We start from the raw sequence: 12,582 nt of genomic DNA on the forward strand, positions 1-12,582 counted from the left end.
AATCCGTCTTAAGGATTTAGAGCCAGTTATAGAAGATGCAGAAAGCAGCCCGTATGGCCACGGGCAGGATTCGTGTTGTTGATGAGTAGACCCGCTGAAAAGCCCGAAGTCGTCGAGCTTCCGGCCGATACGCCGGCGCTTGCACCGGCAAGCCAGCGTCGGGCCGCGCAGCAGCGGGTGCGCGAGGCGCGCGATCGGTTGACATCGACATCGGGAACGCGGCCGGCCTTCGATCGCGAATTGCTGCGCCAATATGCGCAGACCCGCATCTCCGCATCCTACATCGTGATGCTGCTGGTCGTGGCGACCGGGCTGATGCTCAGCGTCTGGCTGCATGCGCTGGCGGCCGGCGCCTGGACCTGCGGCGTGCTCTGCATCCATGCCGCGATCGTGCGCAACTGCTCGAATTTCCTGGCCGACCAGCCGTCGATGGCGGCGACCCGGCGCTGGCGCACGCGCTTCGTGCTGCTCGACCTGCTCTACGGCGTCTGCTGGATGGCGATCCTGATCCATCCCGCGCTCGCGGAGGTGTCGGGCACGCTGATGATGTTCCTGATGCTGCTGGTGATCGCCGTCTCCAGCATGCTCGCCGCCAATCTGCCCGTCGCCGCCGTCGCCGTCACCGCGCCGGTGACGGTCGCGATCACGCTCAGCCTGGCGCTGTCGGGGACGTTCGACAATTACCTGCTCGCCGCGTTCGCGGTCGCGGCCGAAGGCTATTTCGTTCTGCTCGCCCATCAACTGCATTCGACCACGCTCGCGACCCTCGAGGCACGCGCCGAGAAGGATGCTCTGATTGGCGAGCTCGAACAGGCCAAGGCGATCTCCGACGAGGCGCGCTATCGCGCCGAAGCCGCCAACGTGGCGAAGTCGCGCTTTCTCGCCCAGATGAGCCATGAGCTGCGCACGCCGCTGAACGCCATTCTCGGCTTCTCCGAGGTCATGAAGAGCGAGATCTTCGGCGCGCATGCAGTGCCGGTGTACAAGGAATACTCCGCCGACATCCACAATTCCGGCGTCCACCTGCTGAACCTGATCAACGAGATCCTCGACCTCTCGCGCATCGAGGCCGGCCGCTACGAGCTCAATGAGGAAGCCGTGGCATTGGTGCATGTGGTGGCCGACTGCCATCATCTGTTGAAGCTGCGGGCGTCCAGCCGCGGCCTGACCATCCATGAAGTGTTCGAGCAGAACATGCCGCGCTTGTGGGCCGACGAGCGGGCGATCCGCCAGGTCGTGCTCAACCTGCTCTCCAACGCCATCAAGTTCACGCCGCAGGGGGGCGACATCTGGCTGAAGGCGGGCTGGACCGCCTCGGGCGGCCAATATCTCAGCGTCAAGGACACCGGCTCCGGCATCCCCGAAAACGAGATCCCGATCGTGCTCGCCTCGTTCGGCCAGGGCTCGAACTCGATCAAATCGGCCGAACAGGGCGCAGGCCTCGGCCTCCCCATCGCCAAGAACCTCATCGAGATGCATGGCGGCACCTTCACGTTGAAGTCGAAGGTCCGCATCGGCACCGAGGTGATCGTCACGTTCCCGCCCGAGCGAGTGATGTCGGCGCTCGCCCCGTTGTCGGACGAGGCGCCGCCGCTGCAGCCCGAGCCGGTCGCCCCTCCTGCCCAGGAGAAACGCCGGCTGCTTCGCAAACCGATCATGAATGCCGGAACGGGCCTGTGAGATGATTGCACTTGCAAAACAGTGCCGGAAGCTTTCACATTCGCATGATGAGCCAAGATACACCATGCATCGCTGTCTGCATGATCGATCCCAAGACCAAGCTCTGCTTCGGCTGCGGCCGCACCTTGCCGGAGATCGCCCGCTGGGGGCGCATGTCAGCCGACGAGCGGCTGGCGGTGATGGACGGGCTCGCCGCGCGGATGCACGACGCCGGCTTGGCCGCGATGGGACGCCGCCGCGACTGAGCGACGGGTTATCGACGGGAGGCGTGGCATGAACAAGGTCGTGCTCGTCCTGGTCACCATGGTGACCACCGCAAGCGCCGTGATCGTCTACAAGGATCCCGAACAGGCTGCGCTGGCGAGCGACACCGTTTCGGAGATGCTGCGCAGCCGCGCCTTCAGAGCCAAGGCAAGCGCACCGACCAACGCGGTCGAAATCGAGCGCACCCGCGGCGGCGAATTCGCGCTGCGCGCCAAGATCAACGGCGTCGCCGCGCCGATGGTGGTCGACACCGGGGCGACATCGGTGGTGCTGACCTATGAGACCGCCAAGGCGGCAGGCCTGCCGCTCGAGCTGCTCAACTACGATGTCGATGTCGAGACCGCCGGCGGCCACACCAAGGCGGCGCGGCTGACGCTCGATCGGCTGGCGATCGGCCGGCTGGTGGAGCGCTCCGTGCCGGCGCTGGTGGTGCCGCAGGGCCAGATGAAAACGAATCTGCTCGGCATGAGCTTCCTCGACCGGCTCGAACGCTGGGAGGTGCGCTCCGACCGGCTGATGCTGCACGGCTATCCCGAGCGCAGCTGAGGCCGTCGCGGCGGGCGGTCCGTTCCCTTGCGCCGGCGGCAGGTCTCGGCCTAGATTCCGGCCATGGCCGATGCCCTGCCCCCACCATCGATCCGACTGGCCCTCAACGAAAATCCGCTCGGGCCATCGCCTGCGGCCATCGACGCCATCAAGGCCGATCTCGCCGGCCTCGCCCGCTACACCGGCCGGGAAGTGGACGATCTCACAGCCGCCATTGCCACGCGCGAAAACATCGCGCCGGAGCAGATCGTGCTCGGCGAGAACCTCAACGTGCTCGGACTGTATCTGTCCGCACGCGGCGGACACGGCGGCACGTTCGTCTACTCCGAACCGGGCTACACGGCGCTGGTCGACGCAGTGGCACCGGCTGGCGGCCGCGTGGTCGGCGTGCCGCTGAACGCCGGGCTGGAGAACGACCTGCCGGCCATCGCGGCGGCGGTCGACGGTAGCACGCGCGCGGTCTATCTCGTCAATCCGCACAACCCGTCGGGCACGGTCAGTGACACCGCCGCTTTCATCGCGGCGGTGCGCGACGTGTCCGCACGCACGCTCGTGATCGTCGACGAAGCCTATCTCGAATTCATGCCGGATTTCGCCGCCCGCAGCGTTGCGCCGCTGGTGCGCGAGGGCGGCAATGTCGCCGTGTTCCGGACATTCTCCAAGATCTTCGGACTGGCGAGTCTCGCGATCGGCTACACGCTGGCTCCGAAGCCGCTGGCGGCTGCGCTGAAGCAGATGGGCATCGGCGCATTTTTCGGACTGAGCCGGCTGAGCCTGGTCGCTGCCACCGCGAGCCTCGGTGATCACGATTACGTCGCTTCGGTGCGCGCCGAGGTCGCGGCCGAGCGCGAGGCCTGGCATGCGCTGCTGCGCGCTCGCGGGCGCCGCTTCAGCGCCTCCCAGGCCAATTTCGTGTTCTTCGATTGTGGCCGGCCACATGCCGAGGCTGCGGCGGCGCTCGCCGCCCGCGGCATCATCATCGGCCGCGCGCAGCCGCAATTCGACAATTGGCTGCGCATCTCGATCGGGCTGCCGGACGAAAACGCGATCGCGCGGCAGGCCGTGGCGGAGCTGTTGCCGACCAGCGGATGAGTCAGGCGAATGCCGCAGCCGGCGCGCGCTCCTCGACCATCGCCACCGCCTCGCGCAGCACCTCGATGCCGGCGTCGGGCTTGACGCCGCGCTCGGCGAGATGACGGCGGAAGGCGCGCGCGCCCGGGACCGCGTGATAGGCGCCGACCAGATGCCGCGTGATGGCATGCAGCCGCGAGCCCTGCGCGATCTGGCGTTCGATATAGGGCTCGAGCGCCGCCAACGCGTCTTTCATGCTCCGATGCGGCGCGGCGGCGCCGAACAGCATGGGATCGACGTCGAGCAACTGCCACGGTTCCTGATAGGCGGCGCGCCCGAGCATCACGCCATCGACATGAGCGAGATGCGCTTGCGCCGCCGCGATGCTGGCGATGCCGCCATTGATGATGACCGGCACGTTCGGCAGCCTCGCCTTCAGCCGGTAGACCCGGCCGTAGTCGAGCGGCGGGATGTCGCGGTTCTCCTTGGGCGACAGGCCGTTCAGCCAGGCCTTGCGCGCATGCACGATCAGCGCGTCGGCGCCTGCGTCGACCACCGCATCCGCCAGCGCATCGAGCGCGAGCTCCGGATCCTGGTCATCGATCCCGATGCGGCACTTCACCGTGACGGGAATGCGCACGACGCGCTTCATCGCTGCGACGCAGGCGGCGACGAGCTCAGGCTCCGCCATCAGGCAGGCGCCGAAGCGGCCATCCTTGACCCGGTCGGAAGGACAGCCGACATTGAGATTGATTTCATCATAGCCGAAGTCTTCGCCGATCCGCGCCGAGGTCGCGAGATCGGCCGGATCGGAGCCGCCGAGCTGCAGCGCCACCGGATGCTCGCTCGCATCGAAGCCGAGCAGCCGCTTCCGATCGCCATGAATGACGGCGCCGGTGGTGACCATCTCGGTATAAAGCAGCGCCCGCTGCGACAGCAGACGGTGGAACACCCGGCAGTGCCGGTCGGTCCAATCCATCATAGGCGCCACGGCAAATCTATGTCGTTGATTTGTCTGCATTTTTTTAGTAAATTCAATTCGTTAGGTCGCGTCGTGTGCACTCTATTCTACGCCATGATGCGACGTTTTTTCCGGCTTTTCGACGCCTCAGTGCACACGGAGCGCACACGCGTGGCAACTATCACCAGACTGAAATCCGGCTCTTGGAGAGCCCAAGTCCGACGAAAGGGGAAATATGTCAACGAGACATTTCTCCGCCGAAAGGACGCCGAAGAATGGGCCATCGATATCGAGCGGCGGATTGATCGCCAAGAACCGACAACGACGCACAAATCCCGCGATGTCCAGCTCTTCGGCGATCTCATCACGCTTCATCGTCAAGACTTGGAAGAGGTCGGGAAGCACATCGGTCGTTCCAAAAATGCCAGCCTCATCTTCTTGGACGAAAGACTTGGCCATCTTCGTCTTCCAGAGCTTGATCGAGAGCGGCTTATCAAATTCGGAAAAGAGCGCGCGCTTGAGGGAGCAGGCCCCGTGACGGTCGGGATCGACCTTGGATATATAAAGACGATTCTGTCTCACGCCGCCGCGGTACACGGCATTGTTGCGTCAACTGAACCAATCGATCTCGCCCGGATCGCTCTAGGACGTCTCGGGCTCGTCGGAAAAGGCAATGAGCGCAATCGCCGTCCCACGCAAGACGAACTCGATCGTATTATCTCAGCGTTGGAGTCAAACGATCGGCAACAGATCCCAGTTGGTCGTGTGATCCGATTTGCGGTCGCAACGGCTATGCGGCAAGACGAAATTGCAAGAGTCGAATGGCGCGACTTCGACGCCGGCAGCCGAATGCTCCTCATTCGCAATCGGAAAGATCCCCGAAAGAAGAAGGGCAACGATCAGCGAATTCCCTTGCTGGATGTAACAGGCTATGACGCATGCAAGATCATTGAGGAGCAAGGTCGGTTCTCGAATATTCGCGAAGGTCGGATTTTTCCTTACAACGGACGATCCGTTGGAACAGCATTTCGTCGCCAGTGTCGGCAATTGAAAATCCATGACCTTCATTTTCACGATTTGCGTCACGAAGGCACGAGTCGCCTTTTCGAAGCTGGATTTTCCATCGAACAGGTCGCACTTGTCACCGGGCACAAGGATTGGAAAATGCTGCGCCGCTACACGCACCTAAAGCCAGAAACACTCCACTCCATCCGTTCGGTGCGGGTTGCTTGACAGGCACCGAGACCATTGGAGAAGTGAAGAGCTCAACTGGAGTTGGAAAGAATCGAACCCTCGTATTCAGCTTGGAAGGGTTTCGCCGGATGAGTATTTTCAAGGCGCATTCGGACAAAAGACAGCTCTAAGCGCTATTGAACCGGCATGGCTTTCCCCGCTTGTCCGAATCGAGCGAGGGCCCCATGTCGTCGCCTCGCCCGCTCATCCTTGGCCTGGAGACGGTGAATTTTTGCCGGAACGGCGCCTACGAACCAACATGAGGGGGCCGGTCCCGGAAATCTGAACAACGCGATAAGTCGAATTTCTGCCTGATAACGGATAGCCGCCTTGAACAGAAGAAATCATGAGCAGAAGTTCAAAGCAACAGCTGGCGGGGGGCCGTGACGTGCCCCCGCCAAATTAGGCCAGTTTGAACTGGAATTTTCCACTTATGATCCCACCCGGGACAGAGGAGAGTTCCATGAAGGCATCGAAGTTTTCGGAGGCTCAGATCGCATTTGTTCTGAAGCAGGCTGAGGACGGTACGGCGGTTGCGGAGGTTTGCCGCAAGGCCGGGATCAGCCAGGCGACGTATTTCAATTGGAAGAAGAAGTATGCCGGTCTGATGCCATCGGAGATGAAGCGGCTGCGCCAACTCGAGGAGGAGAACGCCAAGCTCAAGCGGATCGTTGCGGACTTGTCGCTCGACAAGGCCATGCTGCAGGATGTGCTCTCAAAAAAGCTCTGAAGCCTGGCCGCAAGCGGGAGCTTGTCGACAAGGTGCGGAGCGACTGGAAGGTCTCGATCAGGCGGGCCTGTTCGACGCTTCGGATCGATCGCGCACTGTACGTCTACAAGTCGAAGCGCGGCGACCAGGCCGCCCTTAAAAATCGGATCAAGGACGTCTGCCAGACGCGGGTGAGATACGGATATCGCCGGGTCCATGTCCTGCTGCAACGTGACGGTTGGGCCGTCAACGTTAAGCGCGTCTATCGTCTCTACAGGGAATTAGGCCTGCAATTGCGCAATAAAACGCCGAGACGTCGCGTCAAGGCCAAGCTGCGCGAGGATCGTACCGACGCATCTCAGATCAATGAGACTTGGGCGATGGATTTCGTTCACGATCAGCTCGCTACCGGCCGCAAGATCCGGGTTCTTACGATCGTCGATACCTTCAGTCGCTTCTCACCAGCCGTCGATCCGCGCTTCAGCTATCGAGGCGAGGATGTCGTGCTGACTTTGGAACGCGTCTGCAAGGCCGTCGGCTACCCCAAGACTATTCGCGTCGATCAGGGGTCGGAGTTCATCTCCCGCGATCTCGACATCTGGGCTTACCAGAAGAATGTCATTCTCGACTTCTCCAGGCCAGGCAAGCCGACCGACAACAGCTTCATCGAATCCTTCAATGGCAAGTTCCGAAACGAGTGCCTGAACACGCACTGGTTCCTGAGCCTTGACGATGCCCGGCAGAAAATGGAGGATTGGCGTAGAGACTACAATGAGGTCCGGCCACATAGCGCGATCGGCAACAAGGCGCCGATTTCGCTGTTGAATGGCTCATCGGCGCCCCCGCCGGCATGAGCCTAACCCCGGAAAATTCCAGCCTCAGTTGGCCTAGTTTCGGGGAGCACTTCACAACCCACTCGGACTCTAAAAGCTGCTGGATGAAACTTCGGTGGCAGGTCAAGACCTGGATAAAACTTGGGGGCAAGGTCAGGCTGGCTGAGCGACGTCGCCAACGAGATGGAGATCGAGGACGGCGCGATCTGGGTCTATGGCATCGGAGAAGATGGCGTCCAGGCCTTCACGGACCAAGGCGTCGAAACTCTGATCGGGTTGGTCCGGATGCACAAGGAGCGGCCCGAACTGCTCAGGCGCCAGCAATCCGAGTAATCCAACCAGCCTGCGGCCTACGCCGTAAGCCCCCGGTGACGGCCACCTTGCGTCGGCAGTGAGGCTTCGCGAAGCCATAGGACTAGTCCTGGAGCTAGTCCTATGGCCAAAGCGGAAGTTGAAGTGATCACGTCGGAGCGGCGACGGCGGCATTGGTCGCGGGCTGACAAGGAGCGCATCGTCGCTGCAGCGTTGCAGCCGGGTGCGACGATCCTGGGCGTGGCGCGCGCGTTTGGTGTGCATTCCAGCCAGGTGTTCCGCTGGCGCCAGCAGCTGTGCGGCGAGGAGACTGCCGTGCCCGGCTTCGCCGCTGTGACGATTGCAGCCGATCCCGATCTTCACGCAGCGGCAGCTCCGCCTCAGGGGCTGATCGAAGTCGAGATCGGGACTGAGACCAAGATCCGGATCAGCGGCGCGGCGGATGCCGCGACGGTGACGGCGGTGATCACGGCGCTCCGGGCGGGCTCGCGATGACGATCCCGATCCCTTCCGGCACACAGGTCTGGCTGGCGACCGGCCATACCGACATGCGCAAGGGCTTCGACGGCCTGGGGCTGCTGGTCCAGGAGACCTTGAAGCGCGATCCGCATGGCGGCCATCTGTTCGTGTTCCGCGGCCGCAGCGGCGGGCTGATCAAGGTGCTGTGGCACGACGGCCAGGGCATGTGCCTGTTCGCCAAGCGGCTGGAGCGCGGCCGCTTCATCTGGCCACAGGCTGTTGACGGAGCGGTGACGATCACGCCGGCCCAGCTCGGCTATCTGCTCGAAGGCATCGACTGGCGGCATCCGCAGCGGACGTGGCGCCCGGAAGCTGTTGGTTGAGGGCTCGAACGTCACGGCACTGATGCGTGCCGGGCGGAGCTGTGATTCCATCTTCTGTGATGATCACAGCCGATTCGCTCCCTGATGATGTCGCGACGCTGAAGGCGCTGGTGCTCGCCGGCCAGGCGGCCAAGCTTGCGGCGGAAGCCAAGGCACGCAATCTCGAAGCCGAGGTCCGCGCCCGCACGCTGCTGATCGAGCAGATGAAGTTCACGATCGCCAAGCTCAAGCACGAACAGCACGGCCAATCCTCCGAGCGCGCCTCGGTGCTCGATCAGCTCGAGCTGGAACTCGCCGACCTCGAGGAGGATGCATCGGAGGCCGAAGCCGATGCGCAGCTGGCAGGCGAACGCGCTAAGGCCGCGAAGATAGACGTGCAGCCATTCGAGCGGCGGCGTCCGGCGCGGCGGCCGCTGCCCGAAGACCTGCCGCGGGAGCGCGTCGTTCATCCCGCGCCGGCCAATTGTCCATGCTGTGGCGGGGACAGGTTGCGCAAGATCGGCGAGGACGTGACCGAGACGCTGGAGCTCGTGCCGCGGCAGTGGAAGGTGATCCAGCATGTGCGTGAGAAGTTCTCCTGCCGCGCCTGCGAGGCGATCAGCCAGCCGCCGGCGCCGTTCCATCCGATCTCGCGCGGGCGCGCTGGACCGCGTCTGCTCGCGCACATCCTATTCGCCAAATACGGCTTGCACCTGCCCCTCAACCGGCAGAGCACGACGTATGCGCACGAAGGTGTGATGCTGGACGTCTCCACGCTGGCCGACTGGGTCGGCGCGGCGGCGGCGACATTGATGCCGCTGGTCGATGCGATCAAGGCGCATGTCCTCGCTGCCGAGCGCATCCATGCCGACGACACCACGGTGCCGGTTCTGGCCAAGGGCGAGACGCGCACGGGGCGCGTCTGGACCTATGTGCGCGACGATCGGCCCTTCGCCGGGCACGCGCCGCCGGCCGCCTTGTTCTTCTACTCGCCCGACCGCTCCGGCACCCATCCAGAGGCGCATCTTGCGACCTATGCTGGACCGATGCAGGCGGATGCCTATGCCGGCTTCAACAGGCTCTACGATCCATCGCGGAAGCCGGGCCCGATCATCGAGGTCGGCTGCTGGGCGCATGCACGGCGCAAGTTCTTCGAGATCGCACGGCTGAAGAAGGCGCCGATCGCGATCGAAGCGATCGCGAAGATCGACGCTCTGTTTGCGATCGAGCGCGAGATCAACGGTCTGCCGGCCCAAGAGCGCAAAGCCGCGCGCCATGCGCGCAGCCGCCCGCTGGTCGATGAGCTTCATGCCTTCCTGCACGAGCGCCGCACCAAGCTCTCCGGCAAGAGCGAGACCGCCAAGGCGATCGACTACAGCCTCAAGCGCTGGGAGGTGTTCACGCGCTTCATCGACGATGGCCGGCTGTGCATGACCAACAACGCGGCCGAACGCGAGCTGCGCGCCGTGGCCGTCGGGCCGCAAGAACTGGACCTTCGCCGGCTCCGACGATGGCGGCCGCCGTGCTGCCGCCATCTACACCCTGATCCAGACCGCCAAGCTCAACAACCTCGACCCGCAGGCGTGGCTTGCCGACGTCCTCGCCAGGTTGCCCGATCATCCGGCCAGCAGGATCGCAGACCTGCTGCCCTGGAGCTGGAAGCACACCGCCATCCCTGCCGCTGCCTGATCGCTCCGATCAATCGTCCATCCGCGCGGGCTACTCCGCCTGCGGTCTTCACCGGATGCGTACCCTACGCCGGATGCTTACCGAGCGCCGCGCCAAGCTCTCCGACAAGAGCGAGACCGCCAAGGCGATCGACTACAGCCTTAAGCGCCGGGAGGTGTTCACGCGCTTCATCGACGATGGCCGGCTGTGCATGACCAACAACGCGGCCGAACGCGAGTTGCGCGCCGTGGCCGTCGGCCGCAAGAACTGGACCTTTGCCGGCTCCGACGATGGCGGCCGCCGGGCCGCCGCCATCTACACCCTGATCCAGACCGCCAAGCTCAACAACGTCGACCCGCAGGCGTGGCTTGCCGACGTCCTCGCCAGGCTGCCCGATCATCCGGCCAGCAGGATCGCAGACCTGCTGCCCTGGAGCTGGAAGCACACCGCCATCCCCGCCGCTGCCTGATCGCTCCGATCAATCGTCCATCCACGCGGGCTACTCCGCCTGCGGTCCTCACCGGATGCGTACTCTTCATCGTCATCCGGAGGGAAAGAAAAGCTGCCTAAGGCGATTCCCTCTGTCGCCTATCTCTGATCCAAACCGAGTCCAAAATCCGGGCCTGGACAGCGACTTCCCATCGTCCGTGGCACCACGAGCGCGAAAGCGAAGAACAGGATCAATTGCTTATGCCCTTCAATGGCTGTTCGAGCGCCTTGATGGCAAATGGCAAATTTCCGGGTCCGCCCGCTCCCCCACTGCTAGGCCGGGTTGGCAGCCCCTCCGGGGATGAGATGCGGGCTGTCTGATAGCGACGCAGCGCTCCCAGCCCACTCTTCGTCGTTGAGCGCAAGCCCCTCCACATGATCCGTCCTATTGCCGGACAAGCTCGGAAAGATAGAGATTACGGCATTCGGCCAACCTGGCTTGGCACCCTGATGAGCCCATTCCTGCATTGAGCGAATGTCATCAGCTAGATAGCGGTCCTCCGGGAGAAACTTTACTCTTGAGCGGATGTCCCGAAACTCGCTCTGCAAAAACGGTGACAGTTTGAGCTGGCTACCCGCACTGTGCAGCGCACCACGCCGCAACTCGATACCTTGGCACGCAGCAAACGCTTCGATACCAATGATCACCGCCGTATTATTCACCATTTCCTGTAAACGGCGCCCAGCAAAGGTCGCCATCGAAACATGATCTTCCTGATTCGCCGACGTCGGCAAGCTATCCACACTTGCTGGATGCGCCAACGACTTGTTTTCCGAAGCAAGAGCAGCAGCGGTCACTTGAGCGATCATGAATCCAGAGTTCAGCCCGCCATTTGCGATCAGAAATGGCGGAAGACCTGAGAGGCTGCTGTCCAGCATCAGCGCTAGTCGGCGCTCTGATATTGCACCAATTTCACTGATCGCCAATGCAATGATGTCGGCCGCGAATGCAACAGGCTCCGCATGAAAGTTCCCACCGGAAACAATGTCACCATTCCTGAAAACCAAGGGATTATCAGAGGCCGCATTAGCCTCGATACAAAGAACACCCGCACTGTGCACAAGATTGTCCAGACATGCTCCCATAACCTGCGGCACACATCGAATCGAGTAAGGGTCCTGCACACGCTGTCCAGGTATCGGATCTCCCGAATTGCTTCGACCGTTCAAAATCGCTCGCGTTGCATCGGCAACCGCGACCTGGCCGATTTGCCCGCGAACCTCGTGGATTCTTGGATCGAATGGATCCTCTGCTCCATTCACTGCTTCCAGGGTCATTGCGGCAGAGACCAGCGCCGAACAGAAAAGGTTCTCCGCCCCGAACAGTCCCGCAAGGGCAAATGCAGTAGAAACCTGAGTTCCATTGATAAGCGCTAGCCCCTCCTTCGGACCGAGAACAAAGGGATCCAATCCGACGCGCTGCAAGGCTTCGCGTCCAGTCATCACTTCGCCGTCGTGGGACTTAACTGTACCCTCGCCTATGAGTACGCACGCCATGTGCGATAGCGGCGCCAAATCGCCCGAGGCGCCCACCGAGCCTTTGGCTGGTATCTCTGGAAGCAAGCCGGCATTGAACAACGCGATCAAAGCCTCGGCCAACGCTGGCCGCACGCCCGAGCAGCCACGGGCCAAGCTGATGACCTTCATCGCCATTGCCAGCCGCACCACCCCTGGGGAGATAAGGCCGCCTACACCCACGCTGTGGGAAAGTATGAGCTTCAACTGAAGCTCCGCTAGCTTGTCAGGAGAAATAGCCGTCTGAGCCATTCTGCCAAAGCCCGTGTTGACGCCGTAAGCCACCCGCTTAGAATCGATGACGTGCTGAATTGCGGCCAACGACTTCTCCATTTCGAGGCGCGAAGCCTTGTCTAAGGAAATAGTGACGTTGCCCTCGTAGATTTTTCGAAGCTGAAAGAGATCAACGCTTCCGGGACTCAGATTCATTTTTACCTGCCTGTTGAACCACATGGTTGCTCTTTCAGCTGAACTAAGCCA

At 62.5% G+C, this 12,582-nt stretch carries 12 protein-coding genes and 1 pseudogene; 11 read left to right on the forward strand and 2 right to left on the reverse strand.

What is annotated here, in order from left to right; genetic code table 11:
* The first annotated feature begins 81 nt into the window (after positions 1–81).
* The 4 genes from ACVIJ6_RS33575 to ACVIJ6_RS33590 all read left to right on the forward strand — a co-directional run bounded on the left by ACVIJ6_RS33575 (position 82) and on the right by ACVIJ6_RS33590 (position 3,582).
* Positions 82–1,680 carry a sensor histidine kinase gene (locus tag ACVIJ6_RS33575; RefSeq protein WP_456776226.1) on the forward strand — a complete coding sequence of 533 codons (1,599 nt, stop codon included), beginning with the start codon at positions 82–84 and terminating at the stop codon, positions 1,678–1,680.
* 47 nt (positions 1,681–1,727) lie between these two features.
* Positions 1,728–1,925 carry a DUF1289 domain-containing protein gene (locus ACVIJ6_RS33580; protein WP_456776227.1) on the forward strand — a complete coding sequence of 66 codons (198 nt, stop codon included), beginning with the start codon at positions 1,728–1,730 and terminating at the stop codon, positions 1,923–1,925.
* Positions 1,926–1,953: 28 nt separating this feature from the next.
* Positions 1,954–2,490, forward strand: a complete 537-nt coding sequence (locus ACVIJ6_RS33585) for a TIGR02281 family clan AA aspartic protease (RefSeq protein ID WP_456776228.1) — start codon at positions 1,954–1,956, stop codon at positions 2,488–2,490.
* A gap of 63 nt (positions 2,491–2,553) precedes the next feature.
* Positions 2,554–3,582 carry a pyridoxal phosphate-dependent aminotransferase gene (locus tag ACVIJ6_RS33590; RefSeq protein ID WP_456776229.1) on the forward strand — a complete coding sequence of 343 codons (1,029 nt, stop codon included), beginning with the start codon at positions 2,554–2,556 and terminating at the stop codon, positions 3,580–3,582.
* A gap of 1 nt (position 3,583) precedes the next feature.
* Here ACVIJ6_RS33590 and dusA read toward each other — a convergent pair whose 3' ends face one another.
* Positions 3,584–4,582, reverse strand: a complete 999-nt coding sequence (dusA, locus tag ACVIJ6_RS33595; RefSeq protein WP_456776230.1) for a tRNA dihydrouridine(20/20a) synthase DusA — start codon at positions 4,580–4,582, stop codon at positions 3,584–3,586.
* A 111-nt stretch (positions 4,583–4,693) separates the two neighbouring features.
* Here dusA and ACVIJ6_RS33600 point away from each other — a divergent pair, with 111 nt between their 5' ends.
* The 7 genes and pseudogenes from ACVIJ6_RS33600 to ACVIJ6_RS33630 form a co-directional block, all read left to right on the forward strand.
* A complete protein-coding gene (locus ACVIJ6_RS33600; RefSeq protein WP_456776231.1) occupies positions 4,694–5,755 on the forward strand; it encodes a site-specific integrase in 1,062 nt (353 codons plus the stop codon).
* A 463-nt stretch (positions 5,756–6,218) separates the two neighbouring features.
* A protein-coding gene (locus tag ACVIJ6_RS33605) for an IS3 family transposase (protein WP_456771799.1) occupies positions 6,219–7,318 on the forward strand; the annotation gives its coding sequence in 2 pieces (ribosomal slippage) (positions 6,219–6,471 and positions 6,471–7,318; 1,101 coding nt in all).
* A 120-nt stretch (positions 7,319–7,438) separates the two neighbouring features.
* The gene (locus tag ACVIJ6_RS33610) at positions 7,439–7,630 is read left to right on the forward strand and encodes a hypothetical protein (RefSeq protein WP_456776232.1); all 192 of its coding nucleotides are present in this window, start codon (positions 7,439–7,441) and stop codon (positions 7,628–7,630) included.
* Between the two features lie 102 nt (positions 7,631–7,732).
* Positions 7,733–8,104, forward strand: coding sequence for an IS66-like element accessory protein TnpA (gene tnpA, locus ACVIJ6_RS33615; protein ID WP_039187448.1), 372 nt, complete (start codon positions 7,733–7,735; stop codon positions 8,102–8,104).
* The gene (gene tnpB, locus ACVIJ6_RS33620) at positions 8,101–8,451 is read left to right on the forward strand and encodes an IS66 family insertion sequence element accessory protein TnpB (RefSeq protein ID WP_456772120.1); all 351 of its coding nucleotides are present in this window, start codon (positions 8,101–8,103) and stop codon (positions 8,449–8,451) included. The genes tnpA and tnpB overlap by 4 nt, the downstream gene beginning before the upstream one ends.
* A gap of 59 nt (positions 8,452–8,510) precedes the next feature.
* Positions 8,511–10,119 (forward strand): IS66 family transposase gene (gene tnpC / locus ACVIJ6_RS33625; protein ID WP_456772119.1). Its coding sequence is split into 2 segments (ribosomal slippage): positions 8,511–9,905 and positions 9,907–10,119, totalling 1,608 coding nucleotides; the frame shifts between segments, so codons are not numbered across the junction.
* A 112-nt stretch (positions 10,120–10,231) separates the two neighbouring features.
* Positions 10,232–10,567: pseudogene (locus tag ACVIJ6_RS33630) on the forward strand (transposase domain-containing protein); the annotation flags it as partial.
* 293 nt (positions 10,568–10,860) lie between these two features.
* Here ACVIJ6_RS33630 and hutH read toward each other — a convergent pair.
* Entirely contained in the window at positions 10,861–12,555 is a 1,695-nt protein-coding gene (gene hutH / locus ACVIJ6_RS33635; protein WP_456776233.1) for a histidine ammonia-lyase, read from the reverse strand.
* Positions 12,556–12,582: the final 27 nt, after the last annotated feature.

Source organism: Bradyrhizobium sp. USDA 4369 (assembly GCF_054056435.1).